The organism is Acidimicrobiales bacterium, from assembly GCA_036378675.1.
Classification (GTDB): Bacteria; Actinomycetota; Acidimicrobiia; order Acidimicrobiales; family Palsa-688; genus DASUWA01.
In genome coordinates this window covers 45,930-68,985 of the sequence record DASUWA010000017.1, presented here as the reverse complement: position 1 = coordinate 68,985, position 23,056 = coordinate 45,930, and the positions used below count along the sequence as shown (strand labels likewise).

At 67.2% G+C, this 23,056-nt stretch carries 19 protein-coding genes; 9 read left to right on the top strand and 10 right to left on the bottom strand.

Annotated features, from left to right (window positions below; all coding sequences use genetic code 11):
* Window positions 1-120: 120 nt before the first annotated feature.
* The 6 genes from cobJ to VFZ97_07100 are packed head-to-tail and all read right to left on the bottom strand — an operon-like array spanning window position 121 to window position 7,197.
* Complete coding sequence (gene cobJ, locus VFZ97_07125; GenBank protein HEX6393197.1) at window positions 121-1,818, bottom strand: precorrin-3B C(17)-methyltransferase; 1,698 nt, start codon at window positions 1,816-1,818, stop codon at window positions 121-123.
* Window positions 1,815-3,035, bottom strand: a complete 1,221-nt coding sequence (cbiE, locus tag VFZ97_07120; protein HEX6393196.1) for a precorrin-6y C5,15-methyltransferase (decarboxylating) subunit CbiE — start codon at window positions 3,033-3,035, stop codon at window positions 1,815-1,817. Before cbiE ends, cobJ begins: the two co-directional genes overlap by 4 nt.
* Window positions 3,028-4,140: a cobalt-precorrin-5B (C(1))-methyltransferase gene (locus tag VFZ97_07115; GenBank protein HEX6393195.1), complete on the bottom strand. Its 1,113-nt coding sequence runs from the start codon at window positions 4,138-4,140 to the stop codon at window positions 3,028-3,030. The genes cbiE and VFZ97_07115 overlap by 8 nt, the downstream gene beginning before the upstream one ends.
* The gene (gene cobM / locus VFZ97_07110; protein HEX6393194.1) at window positions 4,137-4,946 is read right to left on the bottom strand and encodes a precorrin-4 C(11)-methyltransferase; all 810 of its coding nucleotides are present in this window, start codon (window positions 4,944-4,946) and stop codon (window positions 4,137-4,139) included. Before cobM ends, VFZ97_07115 begins: the two co-directional genes overlap by 4 nt.
* A complete protein-coding gene (gene cobI / locus VFZ97_07105) occupies window positions 4,943-5,812 on the bottom strand; it encodes a precorrin-2 C(20)-methyltransferase (protein ID HEX6393193.1) in 870 nt (289 codons plus the stop codon). Before cobI ends, cobM begins: the two co-directional genes overlap by 4 nt.
* Before the next feature lie 29 nt (window positions 5,813-5,841).
* A complete protein-coding gene (locus VFZ97_07100) occupies window positions 5,842-7,197 on the bottom strand; it encodes a cobyrinate a,c-diamide synthase (GenBank protein HEX6393192.1) in 1,356 nt (451 codons plus the stop codon).
* Window positions 7,198-7,254: 57 nt separating this feature from the next.
* Here VFZ97_07100 and VFZ97_07095 point away from each other — a divergent pair, with 57 nt between their 5' ends.
* Window positions 7,255-8,208 carry a sirohydrochlorin chelatase gene (locus VFZ97_07095; protein HEX6393191.1) on the top strand — a complete coding sequence of 318 codons (954 nt, stop codon included), beginning with the start codon at window positions 7,255-7,257 and terminating at the stop codon, window positions 8,206-8,208.
* A 25-nt stretch (window positions 8,209-8,233) separates the two neighbouring features.
* Here VFZ97_07095 and VFZ97_07090 read toward each other — a convergent pair whose 3' ends face one another.
* The gene (locus tag VFZ97_07090; GenBank protein ID HEX6393190.1) at window positions 8,234-8,689 is read right to left on the bottom strand and encodes an Rrf2 family transcriptional regulator; all 456 of its coding nucleotides are present in this window, start codon (window positions 8,687-8,689) and stop codon (window positions 8,234-8,236) included.
* 30 nt (window positions 8,690-8,719) lie between these two features.
* Between VFZ97_07090 and VFZ97_07085 the strand changes: the two genes are divergently transcribed.
* From VFZ97_07085 to VFZ97_07070, 4 genes are all read left to right on the top strand, one after another.
* Window positions 8,720-9,856 (top strand): alkaline phosphatase family protein, encoded by a 1,137-nt coding sequence (locus VFZ97_07085; protein ID HEX6393189.1) that lies wholly within the window; start codon window positions 8,720-8,722, stop codon window positions 9,854-9,856.
* Window positions 9,856-10,377 carry a bacterial proteasome activator family protein gene (locus VFZ97_07080; protein HEX6393188.1) on the top strand — a complete coding sequence of 174 codons (522 nt, stop codon included), beginning with the start codon at window positions 9,856-9,858 and terminating at the stop codon, window positions 10,375-10,377. The genes VFZ97_07085 and VFZ97_07080 overlap by 1 nt, the downstream gene beginning before the upstream one ends.
* Before the next feature lie 168 nt (window positions 10,378-10,545).
* Window positions 10,546-14,097 (top strand): DNA polymerase III subunit alpha, encoded by a 3,552-nt coding sequence (gene dnaE / locus VFZ97_07075; GenBank protein HEX6393187.1) that lies wholly within the window; start codon window positions 10,546-10,548, stop codon window positions 14,095-14,097.
* Between the two features lie 152 nt (window positions 14,098-14,249).
* On the top strand, window positions 14,250-14,921 hold the full coding sequence (locus tag VFZ97_07070) for a hypothetical protein (GenBank protein HEX6393186.1): 672 nt from the start codon (window positions 14,250-14,252) through the stop codon (window positions 14,919-14,921).
* Between the two features lie 116 nt (window positions 14,922-15,037).
* Here the strand turns inward: VFZ97_07070 and VFZ97_07065 are convergent, their stop codons facing one another.
* Together VFZ97_07065 and VFZ97_07060 are read right to left on the bottom strand one after the other, a co-directional pair.
* Entirely contained in the window at window positions 15,038-15,703 is a 666-nt protein-coding gene (locus tag VFZ97_07065) for a hypothetical protein (GenBank protein ID HEX6393185.1), read from the bottom strand.
* Between the two features lie 102 nt (window positions 15,704-15,805).
* Window positions 15,806-17,797 carry a thioredoxin domain-containing protein gene (locus VFZ97_07060; protein ID HEX6393184.1) on the bottom strand — a complete coding sequence of 664 codons (1,992 nt, stop codon included), beginning with the start codon at window positions 17,795-17,797 and terminating at the stop codon, window positions 15,806-15,808.
* Between the two features lie 192 nt (window positions 17,798-17,989).
* On the opposite strand from VFZ97_07060, the gene VFZ97_07055 reads away from it, so the two are divergent.
* The 4 genes from VFZ97_07055 (at window position 17,990) to VFZ97_07040 (ending at window position 22,167) form a co-directional block, all read left to right on the top strand.
* A complete protein-coding gene (locus VFZ97_07055) occupies window positions 17,990-18,850 on the top strand; it encodes a DegV family protein (protein HEX6393183.1) in 861 nt (286 codons plus the stop codon).
* Complete coding sequence (locus tag VFZ97_07050; GenBank protein HEX6393182.1) at window positions 18,837-20,561, top strand: hypothetical protein; 1,725 nt, start codon at window positions 18,837-18,839, stop codon at window positions 20,559-20,561. Before VFZ97_07055 ends, VFZ97_07050 begins: the two co-directional genes overlap by 14 nt.
* Window positions 20,540-21,256, top strand: a complete 717-nt coding sequence (locus VFZ97_07045) for a glycerol-3-phosphate acyltransferase (GenBank protein HEX6393181.1) — start codon at window positions 20,540-20,542, stop codon at window positions 21,254-21,256. Before VFZ97_07050 ends, VFZ97_07045 begins: the two co-directional genes overlap by 22 nt.
* Before the next feature lie 122 nt (window positions 21,257-21,378).
* Window positions 21,379-22,167 carry a VC0807 family protein gene (locus VFZ97_07040; GenBank protein ID HEX6393180.1) on the top strand — a complete coding sequence of 263 codons (789 nt, stop codon included), beginning with the start codon at window positions 21,379-21,381 and terminating at the stop codon, window positions 22,165-22,167.
* Between the two features lie 28 nt (window positions 22,168-22,195).
* Here the strand turns inward: VFZ97_07040 and VFZ97_07035 are convergent, their stop codons facing one another.
* Entirely contained in the window at window positions 22,196-23,044 is an 849-nt protein-coding gene (locus VFZ97_07035) for an alpha/beta fold hydrolase (GenBank protein ID HEX6393179.1), read from the bottom strand.
* Window positions 23,045-23,056 lie beyond the last annotated feature (12 nt).

The following is a 23,056-nucleotide window of genomic DNA, read 5'->3' as shown; positions in this document are numbered from 1 at the left end:
GGCAATCGGTGCAGCGAGTGCTCATGACTGCAGGCTGGAGTGGTGCCTTCGACAACGCATTCTCGGGACAGGTGACGATGCACACACCACACGCGGTGCAGGATCCGTCGACCGTGACAGTCACGGCTCGGATGTCCTGTACCCGCGGGGCGTGACCATTCGCTCGCCGATCCAGCGCGTAGACGTCGATCCGACCACGACGAGCGAAAGCATCCCGACGGTTGAAGGATCGAGTTCACCGAGCGTCGTTCTCGACACCGACTCCCCGGGTCGCCCGATGTCGGTCAGGACCGCGGCCGGGGTTGAAGGCGCCCGTCGAGACGCGAGGATCTTCAGCGCTTCGCCAAGGTGCTCCGAGCGACGGAACGACCGCGGGTTGTAGAGCGACACGACGAAATCGCCGGCGGCAGCCGCCTCGAGCCGCCGGACGATCTCCTCCCACGGGGTCAGGAGGTCGGACAAAGATATGGCTGCGTGATCGTGACCGAGTGGCGCACCCAGCACCGCTGCGCCGCTCAGGGCGGCGGTCACTCCGGGCACGATCGACAACGGAGGATCGCCGTATTCGCCGCCAAGCTCGCAAACCAACGAAGCCATCGCGTACACGCCGGGATCGCCGGAGCAAACCAGGGCCACCGAGAAACCTTCAGCCGCCAGCTTCAGCGCCTCCCGGCATCGGTCCTCTTCGGCTCCGATCGGGGAACAGATCACCCGATGCCGCGCTTCGACAAGATCCGAAGCCTGTTCGACATACCCGCTGTAGCCGATCACCACGTCGGCGTGCCTGATTGCGATGTTCGCCTCTGCCGTCCTGCGAGACGGGTGCCCCGGTCCGATACCCACCACCGCCAGGTGGCCTTCAGGCACCCGCCGGCGGGCGATCGCAACGGTGGAGTCGGCTGACGAGCTGATCGCCTTCTCGGAAAGCAGGACCGACCCCGGCCCGGACGCGAGAAGCGCGGCGGCCTCGCAGACCGAGGCGGTGCCGACAGCTCTCTCGGCGGCTTCACTCGGGTTCGGGACGTCGACGCCTGCGAGCAGAGCGGCTTCGAAACCGCGGAGTTCCACCCCGAGGCGTTCGGCCAGAGACCTGATAGCCGGTTCGCTCAGCTTGCGGTCGAGCGTCGCCACTAGGCCAACCGATCGAGCATCGAGCCCCGCCGTCTGCAGCTGCGACATCGCCAGCTCCCACAAGCGTTCCGCGTCGGCACCGGAGCTCGAGCCGACCCCCAGAACGAGCGAGCTCGGCCGGAGGCGAACCTGGGGGCCGTGCTGCTGGTCGTGGAGCCGGTCGGTCACGAGTACCTCCGCCGCCCCTTCGTTTGGAAGGCCGCGGATCTCTTCCGGCAGCGGCCAAGCCTCCAGGCCGACGTCGACGCGAAGCGCGGGCGGAGATCCGTCGAGCCACAATCGCGTGATAGTCGCGACGTCGCCTTCCGCGATGAGGCCGGGAAGGTTGTCGAGCGCGGGCAGTCCGGCGCTATCGGTTGCGGTCGTTATCACCGGAGTGGCGCCCAGCACGCCCGCAACATCCAGCGCCAGCCGGTTCGCTCCGGCCGCGTGGCCCCCGGAGAGCGCGATCGCAAAGGTTCCGTGGTCGTCCACGCAGACAACCGCCGGGTCCCCGGTCTTGCGGTTCAGGTGCGGCGCTATCGCTCTGACTGCGACTCCGGTAGCTGACACAAGAATGAATCCGTCGACGCGCTCCCAGAGCTCGCTCACGTTGGTGACCAGGTTGCCGTGCCTGTGCTCGTACGGGAGCTTTCGTGCGACGTGTTCGCCGGCCGAAGTTATCGAACAGCAGACGACGCGGTTCAACCCAGTCCCGTTCTACTCGGCCCCCAGCAGATGAACACCGGGTTTTGGGCCTCCAGCCGGAAACTGCCGTCGCGACCCAAGCGAACACCCCTGCTGACGGCCACCTGCATGACGTTGCCCAGAAGCTCCGCGGCGGCGGCCGCCCTGCCGAACGAGGCGAAGGTGGCCACGACCGTCCCTCCTGGCCTTAACCGGTTCAACACCTCGTCGAGGACAGCGGGCCCGCCTCCGCCGAGAAAAACGCGATCGGGGTCGGGCAGGCTTGCGAGGGAGGCCGGCGCCTCGCCGGTAACAACTTCGACCGCAGTGCCTTCGAGGTTGCGGCGCATTCTGTCGACGTCTTCGGATTGGCGCTCGACCGCGAAGATCCGAAGCCCGGGCGCGAGGTTCGCACATTCGAAAGAAACCGACCCTGAACCGGCGCCGACATCCCACATGACCCCCGATGGAGGCAGCGCGAGTTTCCCTAAAGCCACCGCCCGCACCTCCGCTTTCGTGATCATCCCCGCGCGGTATTCGAAGTAGTCCTCTGACAATCCCCACGAGATCCCAGGTCCTGATCCGGGGTCTGCCACTGGTGCAACAGCGACCACCACAGACAGACCGTCGAACTGCTCGCCGGCGAGCGACTCGAGGTCGCCTTCCCACACCCGCTCGTCGGGTTCGCCGAGCCGGGACGCGACGAACATTCGACGTGCCGCGCAACCCGATTCGAGGAGGGCGATGGCAAGAGCCTGCGGTGGGTTGTCAGGAGAGCACATCACCGCAACCTTGGGGTGATGGGACACTGCATACACCGCATGGTCGATCGGGCGGCCGTGGGATGACACCACGGCTGCGTCGTCCCACGCCATCCCGGCCCTCGCAAATGCAAGCGACACCGACGACACCGCGGGGAAGATCGTCAGAAGCTTGGCGAAGCGCGCTGTGGCCAGGCGGCCCAAACCGAAGAAACCAGGATCGCCGGAGACCACGGCGCAGACCGACTCGCCGGACCGGCTCCAATACTCGATCATGTCGAGCCATCCGGCCACGGAACTCGGTGCCGGAACCCGACGCCCGGGAAGCTCGTCGGGGAGCGAATCAAGGTGCCGGGAGTTGCCGGTGAGCACGTCCGCCGCAGCGAGTACGTCACCCGCGGCCGAGCCGAACCACTCGCCTCCGACCAGTCCGACGAGGGATACGGACGCGCCGGCTGACAGCGATGGTTTATCCACGGGCCAGCACCTGTTCTCCTTCGAAGTCGACCATGATCACCTCGACATCGAGGGTTCCGTTGACAAATTCGGTGCACGATGCAGAAGCCCGACGGCACAGCTCTGCAAGCGGGTCCAATGATCGTTCGCGGACGCACACCTCGGCGAAGTGCCGAGCGGTGGCAGTCTCGGTCGCGGCAGATACGACAGCGGCGGGCGCCCCCGACGCGCGGGCGACCTCGGCCAGCATCTCGACATCCACCTTGGATCTTCGGTAGTGGGTCATCAGCACGCCAGCAGCGAGCTTGGCGATCTTGCCGGCCATCCCGACGAACACGACCCTGGACATCCCGGCGCCGGCGGCGCGCCGGAGGGCTATCCCGGTGAAGTCCCCGACCTCTACGAAGCAGACCGGCGGCAGTTCCGGTAGCAACCGCTGGGCTGCCGCATCGGTCCTCCCGCCCGTTGAAAGCACTATCACGTCGCGTCCCTGGGCCGCCGCCACATCTACCTGCTGCACAACGCTCGCCCGCCACGACGCCGTCGAAAACGGGCGCACCACACCTGTGGTCCCGAGGATCGAGATCCCGCCCATGATCCCGAGGCGGGCGTTGGACGTCTTCGACGCCATCTCCTCTCCGCCCGGTACCGAAACGGTCAGCGACACCGGACGGTCGGCGACCTCCGCAACAGCGGCTCTGATCATTCGGGCCGGAACCGGATTGATGGCAGGCGCGCCAACCTCGAGCCCCAGCCCGGGCAGGGTGATCGTGCCGACGCCGTCGCCCGCGACGAGCTCGACCGTCCCGGCCGGAGAGCCGACGGGAAGCCACCGAGCCTCCACCGTCAGGTGAGCCCCGTTGGTGACGTCGGGATCATCTCCGGCGTCCTTGACGACAGCAGCGCGCCACGGTTCGGAGGGATCAGCGTCCACCACATCGAAGGCGACCCTTTTTCCGGAAGGAAGGCCGACCTCGACTGTTTCCGGGACCTGACCGGTGAGCAGGCCGGTCACCGCGGCCTTGGCCGCCGCAGCGGTGCACGTTCCGGTCGTCCAGCCGGTCCGGAGTCCCTTCGCCCCGGCGACCTCCGGTGAGAGCGGCGGCTCGTGAGGCTGCTGTCTCAACGCCGGCGGGCCGAGGGCCGTCCGGCGGTCGAACCCGGCTTCGAGCGAAGACGGTACGCCGTGGAGTGACCGGGGGAGTACAGATGCGAGCGCCTGGCGACGGGGAGATCGGCGAGGAAGTCGCCGACCAGAACGAGGACGGTCAGCGTCGTCCCCGTCGACTTCAGGTCGTCGGCCAACTGGCCCACCGTGGTGAAGATCACCCTTTCGTCGGGCCAGGTGGCGCGGATCACTATCGCCGCCGGCGTGTCGGGTCGGTAACCGCTTTCGGTCCCCAGCAACTCGGACGCCAGCTCGTCGGGACGGGCGCCGGACAGGAAGACGGCCATCGAAGATCCGTGACGAGAAAACTGCTCGACCCCTTCGCGCGCCGGCATCGACGAACTGGTGCGACCGGCAAGCCTGGTCAGCACGACGCTCTGCGAGACACCCGGTTGGGTCAGTTCTTTTCCGATGATCGCGGCGGCCGCGGTCACCGAGCTGATTCCGGGGACGATCTCCCACGAGCGACGGTTCTCGAGACACCAGTCGATCTGCTCGCCGATGGCGCCGTAGATGCTCGGGTCACCCGAGTGCAGCCGCACGATCTGCGACGACTCCGGATGGCGGCGGTAGACGTCTACGACGTCCTCGAGGGTCATGACCGCAGAGTCATGGATCTCTGCTTCGTTGCGGCAGTGGGTCAGCAGCTCTTCGGGCACGAGCGACGACGCCCAGATGACGACATCCGCGCCAGCCAGGCGCTTGGCCCCCCTGATCGTGAGCAGGTCCGCCGCTCCGGGTCCCGCGCCGACGAACGAGATCATTTCGGCCCCTTGCGTCTCGCGGGGAAGATGACCGTTGCAAGATAGGAAGCCGGTGAGGTGGCCAGCGAGGCGAGAGACCCGATACGTTCGCCGGGCATGCCAAGAAGCTCGCCGGCGACCGCGGTTCCGTTGCGTCCGCGCTTTGCAGCTTGCGCGGCGATGTCGGGGAGGCGTCTCCCTCCCTTGTAGACGACCAGAGTCGTGGACTGATCGCGGAGGTCGGCGTCGAGCTCGTCGCCGTCGAGGCCGGTCCTGATCGAAACCCTTGTTCGCTCGTCGGCCACCACCGTTCCCGTTCGTGCGGCCAGAGCCTGGAACGCCATGATTCCGGGCACCTGCTCGACGATCGTCGACGGACGAAGCTTGCGGACTCGATCGGCGACGGCGGAAAACGTCGAATAGGTGAGAGGGTCGCCGAGGGTGATCCAAGCAACCTCCTCGCCTGCATTGAGATGCGCGGCAACTGCCGCCGCGGCGGTGTTGACCGACCGGTCCCGTGCTGTGCGCGACGGATTCATCGAGAAGGTAACCCTTTCGATCGGGACATCCAGCACCGCTTCGCGGACGATGGCCTCGGCGCGGCCCACCGAGTCAACCGACGTAGTAGGTGCGAGCACACGGTCTGCGCGACGCAGCGCCGTGACTGCGCGAACAGTCATCAGCTCGGGTTCGCCCGGCCCGACCCCGACCCCGATCAGCCGTCCCGGGATCGGCGGGTCGACGCGTTGCGAGCTCGTCTGACCGGTCGAGAGCATCGTCTCGAGCGCGGACCGGATGAGGTCGGCTTCCGAGCGGCCCGTGGCGGCGGCGCGAGAGGTTAGGGCCGCCTTCAACCGGTCGGGCAGGTACAGGCTGCTCTTCTTCATGTCCTGCTCACGGGAACGCACAATAGGCGCTAGCCGCGACGTAGGGCACGACGTAGGGCACAGGCGCCGAGAAAGGCCTGAACGAGGCCTGGGTCTCCTCCGGGATGGTGGTGGACGTAGGTGGCGAGCATCGTTGGTGTCGCCCAGCCCTCGCCAGCGGTTCCCCAGCGGGAGCTGAGCGTCAGGGCCTCGCCGGGGGGCTGCAGCCTTGAATAGTGGAACTCGTGGCCCCGGAAGGTTGTGCCGGCCGGGCCGACGGCTGTCGAGGTGGTGGTGGTCGCTTCCCTGTATCCGAGGGTGAGGCGTTCGGTCATGCTCGCTTTCGCGGGCAGGACTCCCGCCATCCTGTGGCCGTCGAGCGATTCGGCGAGGAGAAGAAGGCCTCCACACTCCGCCCAGAACGGGACTCCGTCTTGGGCTTTCGTCCTGAGATCGTTCAGGAACGGTTGATTGCCGGCGAGCGCGGAAGCGTGAACCTCGGGGAATCCACCACCGATGATGACTCCGTCGGCATCTGGCAACTTGGCATCTGACAACGGGTCGAACGTGGAGACTCGCGCGCCGCCGGCTTCCAGCGAGTCGATCGTGTCGGTGTAGGTAAACGTGAACGCGCGGCCCGCGGCGACCGCCACTTCGACGGGCGGGCCGGGGCGCGGCAAAGGCGGTGCGCTCGGTGATCGGTGGGGTGCTGAAGCGGCGATGGCTACGACCGAGTCGAGGTCGATGTGCTCGGAGACCGCTGCAGCGAGGTGGGACAGTGATGCTTCGACTCGCGCAGGTTGTTCCGCGACGGGAACGAGGCCGAGGTGGCGGTCGCGCCAGGAGAGGCGGTCGTCGCGGGGAAGGGCGCCGAGCACCGGAATCCCGGTTGGTGCCATCGCTTCGCGCAGCAGCGTCGCGTGTCCTTCGGAACCGACCTTGTTGAGGATGACGCCGGCGAAGCGCAACGAGGGATCAAAGGTCTTGAAGCCGTGAACGAGGGCGGCCACCGAGCCGGACATCGCGGCCGCGTCAACGACTAGCACCACCGGGGCGTCGAGCATGCGGGAGATGTCGGCGGTCGACGACGGGGTGTTGTCGCCGGCGCCGTCGAAGAGGCCCATGACCCCCTCGATCACCAGGACATCGCCTCCATTGGCAGCTCGGGCGGCGAGGCCCGGGATCGTTTCGGTCCCGGAAAGCCAAGCGTCGAGGTTCCGGGGGGGCCGACCGCACGCGAGGGAGTGGTACCCGGGGTCGATGAAATCCGGGCCGACCTTCGCAGGCGCCGGCCGGTGGCCGGCCGCACGTAGGGCAGCCATCAGCCCGGTCGCGACGGTTGTCTTGCCGACCCCCGAGTGGGTGCCGGCGATGACGACGCGCGGGCCGAGCAGATCCGAAGGCACGAATCGGATGCTCGCAGCATCGGCGGTCGGAAGGCGAGTCGGTTAGGTTTGGCGCCCGTGGTAGGCGTGGGAGAAGGCCCGATGGGCGGGACCGGTCGTGGCGGGCGGGGACCGTTGCCTGCTCGGGAGGGACTCCTGATGGTCGGTCACGGGTCCCGCTCCGAGCTGAGCGTGGAGGAGATGCACTCCCTCGGCGGCTTGGTCGCTTCGGAGATGCCCTACGTCTCCGTCGAGGTCGGGTTCCTAGAACTCAACGATCCGCCCGCGGGAGCGGCGATCGACCGGCTGGTCGAACGGGGCTGCGAACGGATCGGCGTCCTTCCGCTGGTTCTCCTCGGCGCCGGGCACGCGAAGAGCGACTCGCCGGCGGTCGTTCTCGAAGCGCGCGACCGGCATCCGTCCGTCGACTTCCGGTTCGGAACGCCGCTCGGTGTGGCGAGAGAGGCGGTGGAGCTGTTGGGGAAGTCTGTTGTCTCTGCGGGTGGCGCGGGCTTGCCCCTACTCGTGCTGGCCCGTGGAAGCTCGGACCCGGATGCGAACTCGGACGCGTACAAAGCCGCCCGCCTCGTGGGGGAGTGGGCCGGAAGTGGGTTCGTCAACGTCGGTTTCAGTGGGATCACCGGGCCGAGCATCGAGGACGCGGCGGCCGCGATGGTGCGGATTGGATACACGAGGGTCGCGGTCGCGTGGTGGTTCCTCTGCCATGGGCGACTGGTGGAGCGGGGTCGCGCCGAAATGTCAGCTGTGTTCGACAATGCTGGCGTTCAGTACGTGGATGCCGGCTACATCGGGCCGGAGCCGGCGCTGGTGCCGTTGGTCGTCCGGCGGTACCGCGAAGCGATCGGGACGGGATCGCATGATCAGCAAGGCGATTCTGCCGCGGCTGAGTCAGGCGTCAACTGCGACACGTGCGCCTACCGTGCTCCCTGGCCTGGGAAAGAGGATCGGGTCGGACAGCCCATAGGGGTCGGGCACTCGCATCTGGCCGCGGCGCACCGTCACACTCATTAGGCACTCTCATTGAGTGCCGCTTGAGTCAGTGGGCGAGCAGCTCGGCCGGCGCCACGGGCGCGTTGCCCTGGGCGCGTACGACCATGTCTGCGAGGCTGAACGACTCGAGATGCTTGCGCATGTGCTCGCCGACGTCGGCCCACACCGCTAGCAGCACGCACTGACCCTCGTGGTCGCACGCGCCGTTCTGGTGCGGCTCGCCGAAGTCGCCGGCGACGATTGGGCCTTCGACCGCGCTGACGATCTGGCAGAGGCTGATGTCCTGAGGAGCGCGCGCGAGCACGTAGCCGCCACCGACTCCGCGCTTCGAGCGAACAAGCCCGGCGCCTTTCAACGCCAGAAGGATCTGCTCGAGGTAGGGCTGCGGAAGGCCGGTACGCTCGGCTATGTCGCGTACGGAGGTCGGCTGGCTTTGCCCGCCGTGGAGAGCCATCGAAAGGAGCGCCCGGCTCGCGTAATCCCCCCTCGTGGATACCTTCACTGTCCCATCGTACCTCTAGGGTTGGTCGTGATGAGTGTGCCTCAGCCGGTGCTTCCTGACTACGACGGACCGAACCTGGTCGGGCTGATACCCGCCCTGACCGGCCCCGTCGGGCTTCGCCCGGAGTGGCTTCCGGACCCGCTGAGGGAAGCAGAACAGGTCGTGATGCTGGTGATCGACGGGCTGGGCTGGTTGCAGCTCGGGGAGCGAGCGGGGTTCGCGCAGGTGCTGAGCGAGATGCCGGGCGGTCCGATCACCTCGGTGGTCCCGACCACCACCGCGACCGCGCTGACCTCGATAACCGTGTCCGCCCCGCCGGCGGCTCACGGGATCGTCGGTTACAAGCTGGTCGTGGATGGCGAAGGCGGGCCCGAGGTCATGAATGTCCTGCGGTGGCGTACGCAGTTGGGGGACATGCGCCAGGTGGTGGACCCTGTGGCCTTCCAACCGTTGCTTCCTTTCGGCGGTCGGCCCATCCCGGTGGTGAGCAAGGCCGAGTTCAAAGGGACCGGCTTCACCATCGCCCATCAACGCGGGGCGGCCGAAGCCAGTTGGGTGCAGCCTTCGAGCCTCGCCGTCGAGGTTCGGCGCCAGATCGCCGCGGGGGCGCCGCTCGTTTACGCGTACTACGAAGGCGTCGACAAGATCGCGCACATATACGGGTTCGACGACCACTACGACGCCGAGTTGATCGCGGTCGATCGGATAGTCGGTGACCTTCTCGACCAGCTCCCCTCCCACGTCGCGGTCGCGGTCACATCGGATCACGGGCAGGTCGATGTCGGGCAGAGGGCGCGCGTCCTCGACGCGCGATTGACAAGCGAGATCGAGATGGCCAGCGGCGAAGCGCGCTTCCGTTGGCTCCATGCTCCCGCCGGCGAGCCGGGAGCGATCGAGAAGCTTGCGACCCTTGCCGGCGAGATCTACGGCGACGAGGCGTGGGTGGCAACGTGCGACCAGCTCGAAGCGGAAGGCTGGTTCGGGGGACCGTTGACCCCGACGATCAGGGCGCGTCTAGGAGACGTGGCCGTCGTGCCGTTCGAGCCCGTCGGCTACCTCGCCCCCTCCGAGACCACCGAAGCGGTGCTGGTTTGCCGGCACGGGTCGCTGACACCCGACGAGATGTTTGTGCCGTTGCTGGGGCAGCGGGGCAGACTGGGTACGTGATGGCTCAAGACCCGATGTCCCAAGGCCCGATGTCCGACGGCCCTCAGGGTGAGCAGGTGCTCATCATCCCCGGCGATCTTCCGGGTGAGGGCGACTCCGCGGAATCCGGCCAACCCGACCGGGAGGCGGTCGAGCAACCCGCCAAGGTGATGCGGATAGGTTCGATGATCAAGCAGCTCCTGGAGGAAGTTCGCCAGGCGCCGCTGGACGAACGCGGCCGGGCTCGGTTGAGGGAGATCTACGACACCTCCGTGCGGGAGCTGGCCGACGGGCTTTCTCCCGACCTACGGGACGAGCTGGCCGGGATGACGTCGCCGTTCGGCCCCGACGAGGTGCCGAGCGAATCGGAGCTGCGGGTCGCCCAAGCCCAGCTGGTCGGTTGGCTCGAAGGGCTCTTCCAGGGCATCCAGGCGACACTCTTCGCTCAACAGATGGCGGCACGGGCTCAGCTCGAGCAAATGCGCCAGAGGAGCCTTCCCGCCCGCACCGACGAAAGGCCCGCCGGCGGGACTTACCTGTAAAAAGCCGCCCTCGGAACGTGTTCAACCGGAGGTGGCCGCGCTAGCCTGGGGCGGCGAAATCACAGCGCTGTAGTTCTCCACAGGGCCTTCCACAGGAGCTGTGGATGACCTACAGGCGCTGTCCGGAAAAGCGTTCTCGCACGTCAGACAAGGAGATCAGGCTAAGTCGTGGGGGCGTCGTTCACCCATCTGCACCAGCACACCGAGTTCTCGATGCTCGACGGTGCGGCGCGGGTCCCGGATGTGATTGCCCGGGCGGTGAGCGACGGCCAGCCGGCGATCGGGATCACCGATCACGGCAACATGTACGGGGTCCTCGACTTCTACAAGGCGGCAAGGAACGCCGGCATAAAGCCGATCATCGGCACCGAGGCTTACATGGCCGGCGAGTCGAGGTTCGATCGACCTGTGCGGCGGGGGCGGTTAGACGACACCGGCGGGGACGCCGAGGCCGGCGAAAAGTTGTACTACCACCTGACGCTGCTTGCCGAGACCAACGACGGCTACAAGAACCTGATGAAGCTCTCCTCGGACGCTTATCTCGAGGGCTACTGGTACAAGCCTCGCTGCGACTGGGAGCTCCTTCAGCGCCACCACGAGGGGATCGTCGCCACGACAGGCTGCCTCGGCGGCGTGGTGCTGCAGGCACTGCTCCGAGACGACTTCGAGAACGCGACCCGGCTCGCCGCCCGCCTGCAGGACATCTTCGGGCGCGAGTCGATGTTCGTGGAGTTGCAGGACCACGGTCTGCCCGAGCAGCAGCGCACCAACCCCCAGCTGATTCGTCTAGCACAGCGGATCGGCGCGCCGCTGCTGGCTACCAACGACAGCCATTACGTCTCGCGGTCCGATGCCGAAGCCCACGACGCGCTGTTGTGCGTGCAGACCGGGTCGGTGATGGACGACCCGAAGCGCTTCAAGTTCCATGGAGACGAGCACTACTTGAAGTCGGCAGCAGAGATGCGCCACCTGTTCCGGGATTATCCCGAAGCGTGTGACAACACCCTCTGGATCGCAGAGCGGGCGGACGTGGAGATCGAGTTCGGAAAACCGAAGCTCCCGTCGTTTCCCCGCCCCCAAGGTTTCGACACGGCCGACGCGTATCTCAGGCACCTCACCTTCGAAGGCGCGGAGCAGCGATACGGGGAGCCACTTTCGCCGCCGGTAACCGCGCGGCTCGAGTACGAGCTGGGCGTCATCTCGGACATGGGCTTCTCGGATTACTTCCTCGTGGTGTGGGACTTGATTCGGCACGCGAGGGACAGCGGGATCCGCGTCGGCCCAGGTCGGGGGAGTGCGGCAGGTTGCTGCGTGGCTTACAGCCTGAGGATCGTCGACATCGACCCGATCAGGTACGACCTTCTGTTCGAGCGTTTCTTGAACCCGGGCCGCAAGCAGATGCCTGACATCGATATGGACTTCGACGAGCGGTATCGCTCAGAGATGATCCGCTACGCGGCCGAACGTTACGGATGGGATCGGGTCGCGCAGATCGTCACTTTTTCCACCATCAAAGCGAGGGCCGCGGTGCGTGACGCCGCACGCGTGCTCGGCTTTCCTTACGGGCTCGGCGACCGGATCGCGAAGCTGATGCCGCCGCTGGTGATGGGCCGAGACACCCCCCTTTGGGCGTGCTTCGAACAGGACCCGAAGTTCGCGGACGGATACAGGCAGGCGACCGAGCTGCGAGACCTCGTGGCAACCGACCCCGAGGCCGCCAAGGTGGTCGGGGTCGCCCGGGGGCTGGAGGGAATGCGCCGGCAGGACGGCATCCACGCCGCGGCAGTGGTGATATCGGGGGATCCCCTCACCGACCACCTGCCGATCCAGCGCAAGCCCGAGCCCGGTGGCAAGCCCGAGGACGCGCCGATCGTCACCCAGTACGAAATGCACGGGGTCGAGGACCTCGGCCTTCTCAAGATGGACTTCCTCGGGCTGCGCAACCTCTCCGTCATCGAGCGGACCCTGGACCTGATCGAGGACGCAACCGGCGCACGCCCCGACATCGACGACATCCCGCTCGACGACCCCAAGGTCTACGAGATGCTCCAGCGCGGGGACTCGATCGGGATCTTCCAACTCGAGGGCGGCCCGATGCGCTCGCTCATGCGCTCCCTTGCCCCCGACTCCTTCGACGATATCGCCGCCCTGAACGCCCTGTACCGGCCGGGCCCGATGGCGGCGAACATGCACAACGACTACGCCGACCGCAAGAACGGCCGCAAACCGATCACCTACCTCCACCCCGACCTGGAGGAGGTCCTGGCAGACACGCAGGGGCTGATGGTCTTCCAGGAGTCGATGATGCGCGTCGCGCAGAAGATCGCCGGCTACTCGCTCGAAGAAGCCGACAACCTGCGCAAGGCCGCGGGCAAGAAGATCCGCGAGGTCATGGCGAAGGAGCGGGAAAAATTCATCGCCGGTTGCGAGCGGACCGGCTACGGCTCCGAACTAGGGGCGCGGCTCTTCGACATCATCGAGCCGTTCGCCGACTACGCCTTCAACAAGTCGCACGCTTACGGCTACGCACTCGTCGGGTACCAGACCGCGTGGCTCAAGGCGAACTACCCGGCCGAGTACCTCGCCGCCCTACTCACCAGCGTCAAGGACGACAAGGACAGGACCGCGGTATACCTCGCCGAGTGCCGGGCGATGGGCATGGAGGTGCTGGTTCCCGACGTCAACTTGTCGTCGTCCGACTTCACCGCGGTCCGCGTCGGCGACGGAGCGGATTCCCGCTGGACCATCCCGTTCGGACTCTCGGCGATACGCAACGTGGGCGAGGCGCTCGTCGAGAAGATCATCGACGAGCGCGAGAAGGAAGGCAGTTTCAGCGACTTCTATGACTTCTGCGCCCGGGTCGATCCGATGGTGCTCAACAAGCGAACCGTCGAGTCCTTGATCAAAGCGGGAGCCTTCGATTCGCTTGGTCACCCGCGCCAGGGCCTCTGCACCGTGTTCGAGCAGATCGTCGACCGCACCTTGGCTCGCCGCCGCGAAGAGGACCAGGGGGTGATGAGCCTCTTCGGCGACCTCAACGGCTCCGGACAGCCGCTCTTCGACGAAGCCCGCATGCCCGTGCCGGACCGCGAGTTCGACAAGCACACCCGCCTGGCCTTCGAGAAAGAAATGCTCGGCCTCTACCTGAGCGACCACCCGCTGAAAGGGGCAGAGGCGGCGCTGGCGAGGCACGTGGATGGGACGATCGGCGACTTCAAAGAGCAGGGTCGGGACGGGGAGACCCGCTGGGTCGGCGGGGTTGTTACCGGGCTGGCCCGGAAGTACACCAAGCGGGGAGACCTGATGGCCACCTTCCTGCTGGAGGATTTGCAGTCGTCGGTGGAGGTGTGGGTTTTCCCGAGGGTGATGACCGAGGTGGGCTATCTGCTCGCGGACGACGCCGTTGTCTGCGTGAAGGGCCGGTTGGACCTGAAGGAGGACCAGCCGAAGCTGATCTGCATGGAGCTCAAGCGCCCTGAGCTGAAGGTCGACGGATCCATCGAGCCGCTCCACCTGGAGCTGCCTCTTCACGCGCTGACCGATGCGCGGGTGGAGTCGTTGAAGAGGCTCCTCTCGGAGCACCCCGGGCCCTCCCCGGTCCTCCTGCACGTCGGCGCGAAGTGCATCCGGCTCGCCTCGCAGTTCAGCGTCGACACGACAAAGGGACTGCTCGCCGAGCTTCGAGTGCTGCTCGGACCCTCATGCTTGACAGCCGGTTGAGGGTCTCCCGGCTCTGTCCCGGCCGCTGGGCCAGGTTTTGCAGGGGGGTGCGTTGGCCGAGACGGTCGGGAAGGGCGTAAAATGTCGTCTAGGCAGCCCGCCCTCGGAAGCGGGATGCACAGCCGAAAAGTGGTGAGGAGAGTTACCGCGGTATGACGCTCGCTGTCGAAACGAAGGACTGCACCGCACTGTCTGACGCCGAACTTGCCGAGATGGCCGACATCGTTACGGACGGACCCGCTGGTTTCGACATCGGCCTGCTTTCGAAGCAGCCGGAAGCCTGGGTTCTGATCAGCCAGGTGCGTGACGCCGACAAGCTGGTCGGCTTCTCTTTCTGCACCCTTGAGCGCATTGGCGGGACGCCCTGCCTGCTCTGGGGGCTCGCGTCGGTGAAGAGGACCTCGAAGCGGGATCAGGTGCTCAAGGCGATCATCGGAGCCCAGTTCCGGCGGGCGGTCCTCGCGTTCCCCGACGAGGACGTCCTGATCGGGACCCGGTTCGGCGACGCCGGCGCGTTCGCGGCGTTCAAGGGTCTCGAGGACATCTGCCCCCGTCCCGGCCACAAACCGACCGGTGAGGAGCGGGCGTGGAGCCGGCGCTTGGCGAAGCGTTTTGGTGCCGAGGGCCGCATCGACGACCGCACCTTCATCGTGACGGGGGACGGCAACCCGGTCGGCGTTTTCGACTTCGCCTCCACCAAGCCCGAGTCGATCCCCGCCGACGTTGCGGCGTTCCTGGACCCCATCGACTCCGAGCGCCGGGACGTGCTCATCGCCTTCGGTTGGGCGATGGCCGAGGATCTCGCCAACAAGTACTCACCGTAAAGCCCGAGGCCGGGTTGCGCCGAAGCACCTGCCTCAGTCCCCTTCGAGAAAACTGACGCAGCTGCATCGCCGCGCCCGCCCTAGATCCGAAACCGTCAACCCTCAAGCCTTTACGACTACGGCCGGGGGAGAACCGCCTCGACCACCTTGTGGCAGGTCCCGTCGATGGGCGGGGTGAGGGAGACGACCAGCCGGTCACCGCGCCCGGCGAGCATGCGGGTCATCCGCGCCCGGTCCATGTGGGTGGCGATCCGGCGATCGAGGCAGGGCAGCTCCCGCTCGTGGCCCTGCCAGCGGAACCGGCATCCCAGGTAGGTGCCGTCGCGCCAGAGGCTGACCTGTCCCTCGGGCTCCACCAGGGCGATCGAGGGGTGGTCGGGCCGGCGCTCCCAGAACGGAACCGCGGGGGCGGAGATCCCGAGGAGGGGCTGGGCCTTGGGGTGCAGCAGCGGCCTCAGAAGCCGCTCGGCCTTCCGGCCCCTGATGTGGCGCAGCGGGGTCGGCGGCGCCTCGAGCACGAGGGCCTCCGGCTCGGAGGGGTCCGGAACTGCGTCGGTGTTGACGTCGAGGGTGACCGCTACCACGTCGTACGGGGCGAGAGGCTCCTCCGCCGGCGCCGGCGACCATGCTCGCACGAGGGCGCCGGAGGCCAGGTCGACGCCGGCGCAGTGGTGACCGTCGGCGGCGAGGACCAGCAGCTCAAGCGTCACGCCGGGCGCGACGGCGACGCGCGGCAGATCCTTGACAACAGGATGGAAATCCGGAGCGGTGCTAGTCGACACGGGTACTCATAGTGGCGTGTTGAGGGCCCCGAAAGGTGGATCCCCGTAGCGGGAATCGCACAGCCATAGATCCCGGTAGAGGATCCCAGAAACTCTAGCTCCTCAGCCGGCGAGTTGAGCCGCGAGTTCGCCGGCTTCCCGCACGGGCGCCTTGCACGTGTAGTCCCGGCAGACGAACGCCATGCCTCCGATATCAGGCCCGTCCCGGCCCTCCCAGAGCGGGCTCGCGAACGGCTTTCCCCAGGCGATCACCGCGGCCGGAAGATAGGTGGAACGGCAGACTTTCAGCAGGTCAGGGCGGTCGCCCGTCACCACGATTTCCGTGATACCTGTTCGCGCTGTCTCTGCCGCGTCGACCATGGCGGTGAAGGCCACCGGGATCGCAGCCAGGGCCGGGTCCATCGCATCGATCACCGCCTCGGCGTGCTGTCGAAATTTTTCCTCTCCGGTGAGCGCGGACAGCCGTATCAAGCTGCTGGCGGCCACCGAGTTCGCCGACGGCAGCGCGCCGTCCTGGGTGTCGATCGGTCTGGCGATCAGCGCCTCGGCGTCGCGCCCGGTGGTCCCGAACGCCCTCGCCTCGTCGTCCCAGAACAGCTCGATGAGAGATCCGGCTGTCCTCGAAGCCGGCTCCAGCCAGCCGGGATCGCCGGTCGCTTCGTACAGGCGGACGAACGCCTCGACAACCCAGGCGTGGTCGCTCGCGTAAGCCAGGTGCTTGGCGGAGCCGGATTGCCAGCTGCGGAGCCACCGGCCGTCCGGCCGGCGAAGCTGGTCGAGCAGAAAACGACCCACCTCCTCCGCCGCCCCCACCCACCTCGACTCGCCGAGCGCGGCCCCGGCCTCGGCAAGAGCTGCGATCGCCATCGCGTTCCACTCGGTCAGGACCTTGTCGTCCAGTCCCGGACGGACTCGGGTCTCCCGCCGCTCGAACAGGCCAACCCGGCCAGTCTCGATCTCCTCCGGCCTTGCCAAAGCAGCGCCGAGCGGGCGGCGGAGGATGTTCTTGCCCTCCCAGTTCCCTCTTGGCGTAACGCCGTACCACTCGGCGACCGCGGGTCCTGCGACATCGAGGACCTCGGTCTCGTCCCACACGTAGAACCGTCCCTCTTCCCCCTCGCTGTCTGCATCCTCGGCTGAAGCGAACCCTGCTCCCGGCAGCCGGACCGGTGCGCGCAGCAAGTAATCGAGGGTCTCTGTCACGACCTGCCGGTACCGGTCGAACCCGGTCTGCTGCCACCCGTGCAGGTACACCCTTGCGAGAAGCGCGTTGTCGTACAGCATCTTCTCGAAGTGGGGGACCAGCCATTCGCGGTCCGTCGAGTAGCGCGCGAACCCACCGCCCAGATGGTCGTAGATGCCGCCTGCTGCCATCGCGTCGAGGGTGGTGACAAGCGCCGACAAAAGATCCCCGCGCCCAGCCTTCGAAGCCGCCCGCAGGAGCGTCTCGAGCATTGCCGGCTGGGGGAACTTCGGCGCCCGCCCGAAGCCTCCCCACTCAGGGTCGAACCTGGCGAGAAGCGCGTCGCCCGTGACTTCGAGAAGTGCTGGCGTACTTCCGGCGCTCCGATCTTCCCCCGGCGCCCATCTTGGGCTAGGAATCCCGGTACCCGACCTGATCGCCGACGCCAGCTGGTCCGCCGCGATCTCGACCTCGGGCCTCTTCCGCGCCCAGACCTCGCCGATCTGGGCCAGCAGGGAGGTGAACTGTGCCGGCGGGTAGTAGGTGCCGCCGTGGAACGGGCGCCCGTCGGGCGTTAGGAAAACAGTCATCGGCCACCCGCCCCCTCCGCTGATCGCCTGCACCGCTTCCATGTAGACGGCATCGACGTCGGGTCGTTCCTCGCGGTCGACCTTGACGGAGACGAAGCCGGCGTTCATCTGGGCGGCGACCGACTCGTTTTCGAACGATTCGTGGGCCATGACGTGGCACCAGTGGCACGCGCTGTAACCCACCGAGAGCAGGATCGGAACGTCCCGCTGCCTCGCCGCGGAGAAGGCGTCGTCGCCCCACGGGTACCACTCGACCGGGTTGCCGGCGTGCTGTCGCAGATACGGGCTGGTCTCTTGCGCCAGGCGGTTAGCAGTCGTCACCGCTCCAAACTACCGATCAACGATCGCGGGCCAACGATCCCGGGAAATGCCGGCGGCGTTGGGTAGTTTTCAGGCGTTTCGTGGAATCCGACGCATCCACGTTCGGTTGAAGCAAAAGCCTCAGAACGCCGCGAAAGGAAGGAGACCCGTTCGCATGGCTCCGGTGCCTGGGACAGAGAGCGGATCGGCCTGATGGTCGGGATCGTCACCGACAGCGCGTCGGCCCTCGAACCCGGCATCGTTGATGCCGAGCACATTCACCTGGTGCCGCTCCTGTTGGAGGCGGAAGGTGGTTCGGTCGAAGAGACCGCCCTGACCGAGTCGGAGATGTCCGACCTGCTCAGCTCCGGCAGAGCCCGAACGGCAAGCCCCCCGCCCGGGTCGTTCATGAAGGCGATCGAGGATGCCGATGACGGGGAGGGGGTGGTCATCCTCACCGTGGGCAGCCGCTTCTCGAGTTCCGCCGACGCCGCGCGGCTGGCAGCTTCCCAGACGGAAAAAATGGTCGAGGTCGTTGATACCCAAGCCGCCGCCGGAGCCCAGGCCTTGGTGGTGCTCTCGACCGCGGCTGCGGCGAGAACCGGACTCGGTATCGATGCTCTGGCCAAACATGCAGGAGAGGTGAGCCGGAGGGTCAGGCTCGTCTCCGAGGTCGGGGACCTGACCCAACTTGCGCGAAGCGGTCGCCTGCCCCGGCGCCTCGCGTCGCTCGGCAACAGTGTCGGGGTCCGTCCGGTCTTCGAGCTCCGCAACGGTTCGATCAGGTTGTTGAGGCCGGGCCTGTCGAAGGGCGGTGCCCTGTCACTGATGATGGAAACCTGGCGCCGGTCGGCGGTTCCCGATCACAAGCTTCACCTGGTGGCGATGCACGGTGGTGACCGCGCCCGCGCGGAAGAGATCCTTCGAGCGGTCACAGATGTGGCGACGCCGGCTACCTCGATGATCAGTCGTTTCGGGCCGGCAATGGTCGCCCACACGGGCAACGACATCGACGGTTTGGCGTGGTGGTGGGAGCCGGAATCGGGGAAGCTCTTGGACGGTGGAAACTCCTGACGCAGCGCCGTCGGTGCTTCGCAAATGGCGGCTGCTCACGGTTTGCGTCGGAGCCAACCTCCTCGAAGCTGTTCTCGTCCTGGCACTTGCGCCGAGCGCCGATCTCAGCCTCGCCCCACAAGCGAGTTCGATCGGCCCGTTCGGGGTGTTCCATGACCTTCGCTGGCTGAGCGTCTACAGCAACTCGTGGTGGTCCCCGGCGGAGATAGCCGGCGTACTCGGCTTGAGGGCCTTGCTGATGGCCGCTTGCGTTCGGTGGGCCTGGCCATCCGCAGGCGACCCGAGGTCAGGCGACACACATGTCCCGGCTCTCCCGTCCTGGCTGCGTTTGTGGGGCCGGGGGGCTGGTGCATCGGCCCTCCTGTCGGTATTTCTCTGGCCGAGCGTGGCCGTGCTGTTCGCATCCGCGGTCGTCCCGGTCTCATGGCTCTTTATCGCCGCCGTCCCGGCCGCAGTCTTCGTCTCCATGATCGTGCAGCCGGTCGCGGTAAGAACCGGGTGGTGGCGAAGGGCCCTTCCGATTCGTGCTGTCGGGTGGGCGCTCCTCAGCTTTCTCGTGGCGACGGTCGCCGGAGTCCTGATCTCGGCTATGTCCTCGGTGCCGGAAGCGGCGTTGGGGATCGCTGCGCTCGGCGGGTTGTTCAACGCATGGGCTTGGCACGGCACCGTCCGAGCCGTCGTCCTGCCCGCTCACGCCGACCGGATCCGGCCGGTGGTGCCGGTGGCTCTGGCCGGGCTGGTTGGGGGTGTGGTCGCAGGGACGCTCGTCGGGTTCACCCAGGCGCGACAGACCGAGGTGCAGTCGACCAGGTTGCAGGAAGCCCATGCAATCGCCTTCGACGCGGGTCCACCGGTGCTCATCGTCGACGGGTACGGCTCGAACTGGACCGGCGTCAAAGACCATCCGGTTCCCGGTGCCTGGAGCGAGACGCACTTCTCCTACCGCGGAGTCTCACCGGCCGGGCAGGCGTTGCCCTACACCAGCAAAGACACGGTGAAGCCGTTGAAGACCCTTGTCCGGCTTCTCGCCTCACAGGTCGCTTCGGTGGCTCAAACCGATCGGCGGCCGGTCAGCCTGGTCGCCGAAAGCGAGGGCGCGATCCTCGCCGAGGCGTACCTGCACTCGACGCCTCTGGCACCTGTTTCGACGGCGATCCTGCTCAGCCCGCTTCTGTCGTCGGTCGCCGTCTCCTACCCCGCCGGCGGGTCCGACGGCTGGGGTCAAGCCGGCGAGTGGGGAATGGCCGCGCTCGGGAATGCCTTCCAGTCGTCGGCGCCGATCGACCTTTCCCCTCAGAACCATTTCCTTCGTTCGATCGTCGCCGACGGGCCGCTCGTCCGCCGGCTGGACTCCTGCCCGGTGCCCGGAGTGAGGCAGGTCGGGCTGCTGTCCCTGGCCGATGCGGTCGGGGTGCCCCCGCACCTCCGCCCGTCCTTCCGCACGATCGTGGTGCCGTTCTTCCACGGCGGCATGCTCCAGCGGGCGTCCCTGGACCGAACCGTCGGCCGCCTGCTCGCCCACCTGCCGGTCGCGGGCGATCACCTGATGAGCACGCTTGCATCGGCGGTCAGCTGGGCGGCATCTTCTTGGCAGGTGCCCACCCTTCCCGACTCGTACTTCGCTCGCACGGTCACCGGACCCCCGCGCAACCAGTGCGCGACGGTCGACGCAGATCTGGCGGGTGTCATATGGGGCTCAGCGTCTCGGTGACACGGTGCGCCCGTTCGTCGTGGCGGGTCCTCGTGCTCTCCTACCTGCTCGGATCGGTTCCCGTCGCCAACCTCGCAAGCAAGGCGCTTCGTGGCGTGGACCTTCGAGACGTGGGCAACGGCACCGTCTCCGGTACGGGGCTCTACAAGGTGGCGGGCTTTGCCCCTCTCGCCGTTGCGGGTTGCCTGGAGCTCGCCAAAGGAGCCGCCGCCCCGGTCCTGGCCGGAAAGACCCGGCCGGTGCTGCGCGCCGCCGGCGCGGGGGCGGCCGTCACCGGTCACAACTGGTCGCCGTTCCTGCGCTTCTCCGGCGGGCGGGGTCTCTCCGTGGCAATGGGAGCCCTGCTCGCCATCGCGCCCGAGGGTTCGGCTCTCATCGGGGCCGGTCTAGGCGTCGGGCGGCTGGTGGGGGAGACCGGTTTGTCGAGCTTCGCCGCCGTCGCATGCCTGCCTCCCGCCCTGTATCGCACCCGCGGCAGATCCGGCGCGACCGCCGGTGCCCTCATCGCGGTTCCAATCGTCGCCAAACGCCTGGCCGGAAACGGCAGGCCCACCAAGACTCCCGCCCGGGTCTATCTGAACCGTCTGTTGTACGACAGTGACGTCCATGGATCCCACGCCGCAGCCGGCGAGATCAGCGGCCAGATCGAGGCCCGCGAGGCGGGGCAGTGGATGGTGGTCGATCCGCACAAATAGGACAGAACAACGCCACCGGATCCAACCTGTGCAACCACTCTGAGTCGCCCGGAGACCGTGAGTTGTTTCCGTTGGGTGAAGGTTGTCCTACAGAGCAGTGAACCGCGTACCGAGACGGAATCATGCCCACTACGCTCTCTGACGTCCGGGGCGGACCCGACTCCGCTGATGCCGGGTTCACACGCACCGACGACAGAGAGGCGGATCTTCTAGCCAATGTCGATTTTCTTGAAGGAGAAATGGCCGCGCGCGGGAAGAACCTATCTGTGACTCCTCGGAAGGTGCTCCGGCTCGTGGCGGGAGCGCTCCCGGCCCTGCTCGTCGCGACGATCATCCCGCTGTTCCTCTTCTATTCGATATCGGCGGCCGCAGGTATGAAGGCGGGCATCATTGCCTCCCTCGCGTGGGCCTACCTGATGCTCGGCAGGCAGCTCCTCACCAGCAGGCGGATGTCCGGCCTGCTCATGATCACCGCCTTCACTCTCACAGTCCGCTGCGTCACCTGGGTGGTCCATCAGTCGACCTTCACCTACTTCGCGGTTCCCATTGCCGAGACCATCGGGATGGGAGCGCTCTTCGTCGTGACGTTCCTCATGGGCCGGCCGCTCCTGGTCAGCCTGGCACGCGACTTCGTGCCCTCTCTCGGCGACCACCTCACCCACGAGAAGCATCAGCGGCTCGTCCGGCACCTCTCCTGCGTTTGGGGCATCGTCTACCTCGGATCGGCGAGCACCTCGGCTGTGCTGCTGCTCACCCAGAACATTCGCTGGTTCCTGCTGCTGCACCAGATGTCCGGGTGGATGTGGACCGGGACCGGGCTGACGTTCTCCTTCCTCTACGGCCGCCGCCACGCCAAGGAGCTGTTTGCCCTTGCGACCGGCCACATGCGCACCAACATCGCCACCGCCTAGAACCGCCGGCGCGCAGCGAACCCCGACGCTACGTCGTGTGCTCGGCCAGGAACTCGAGCAGCAGGCGGGAGACTTCGCCCGGGGCCGCGCTCGGCAGCCAGTGCGACTCGCCGGCGAGCACCTCGAAGCGGTAGCTGCCGCTCACGTATTTGGCGGTGAGCTCCGCGGCCTTCCTGGTCAGGAAACGGTCGCCGTCGCTCCAGACGTACATCGCCGGCACCCGCACCACCGGGGTCGGGTCTCGGGAGCCGAAAGGCAGGGCGCGGTACCAGTTCACCGGCCCGGTCATCGCGCCGGGCTCCACGAATCGGGTCGAGTAACGTGCCGCGCTCTGCGCGTCCAGGCCAGAGCGCAGGAGCGACGCCTCCATGCGCTTGCCCCCACCGAACCGGAATCCGGCTTCCGGTAGCGCGGGGATCTGGAAGAAGGCCATGTACCACGAGTGGAGCAGCTGCGAGCTGCGCAGGATCGAGGCCTGGAAAGCGCGGGGGTGTGGGGTCGAGAGAACCGTGACTGTCCGGACTCGGTCGGGGTGGCGCCCGGCGAGGTCCCAGGCCGGCGCCCCTCCCCAGTCGTGGCCGAGGACGTCGAAGGCCTGCACACCCGCCGCGTCGGCGAGGGCAAGGATGTCCGCATCCAGCTCAGGGAGCGCGTAGGCCCGTCGGCCGGTTGGTCTCGCGCGCGGCGAGTAGCCGCGCTGGTCCGGCGCCAGCATTCGGTAGCCGGCTCCGGCGAGGTTGTTGCCGATCGCGTCCCAGCAGTGCCGGTCCTCGGGAAAACCGTGCAGCGCGATGACCACCCGGCCCTCCCCGGGCCCGACGTCTGTTACGTCGAAGGTGAGCCCGTCGCGGGTGTATTGCTCGAGGCGCGGGGACATTTTTCCGGATGG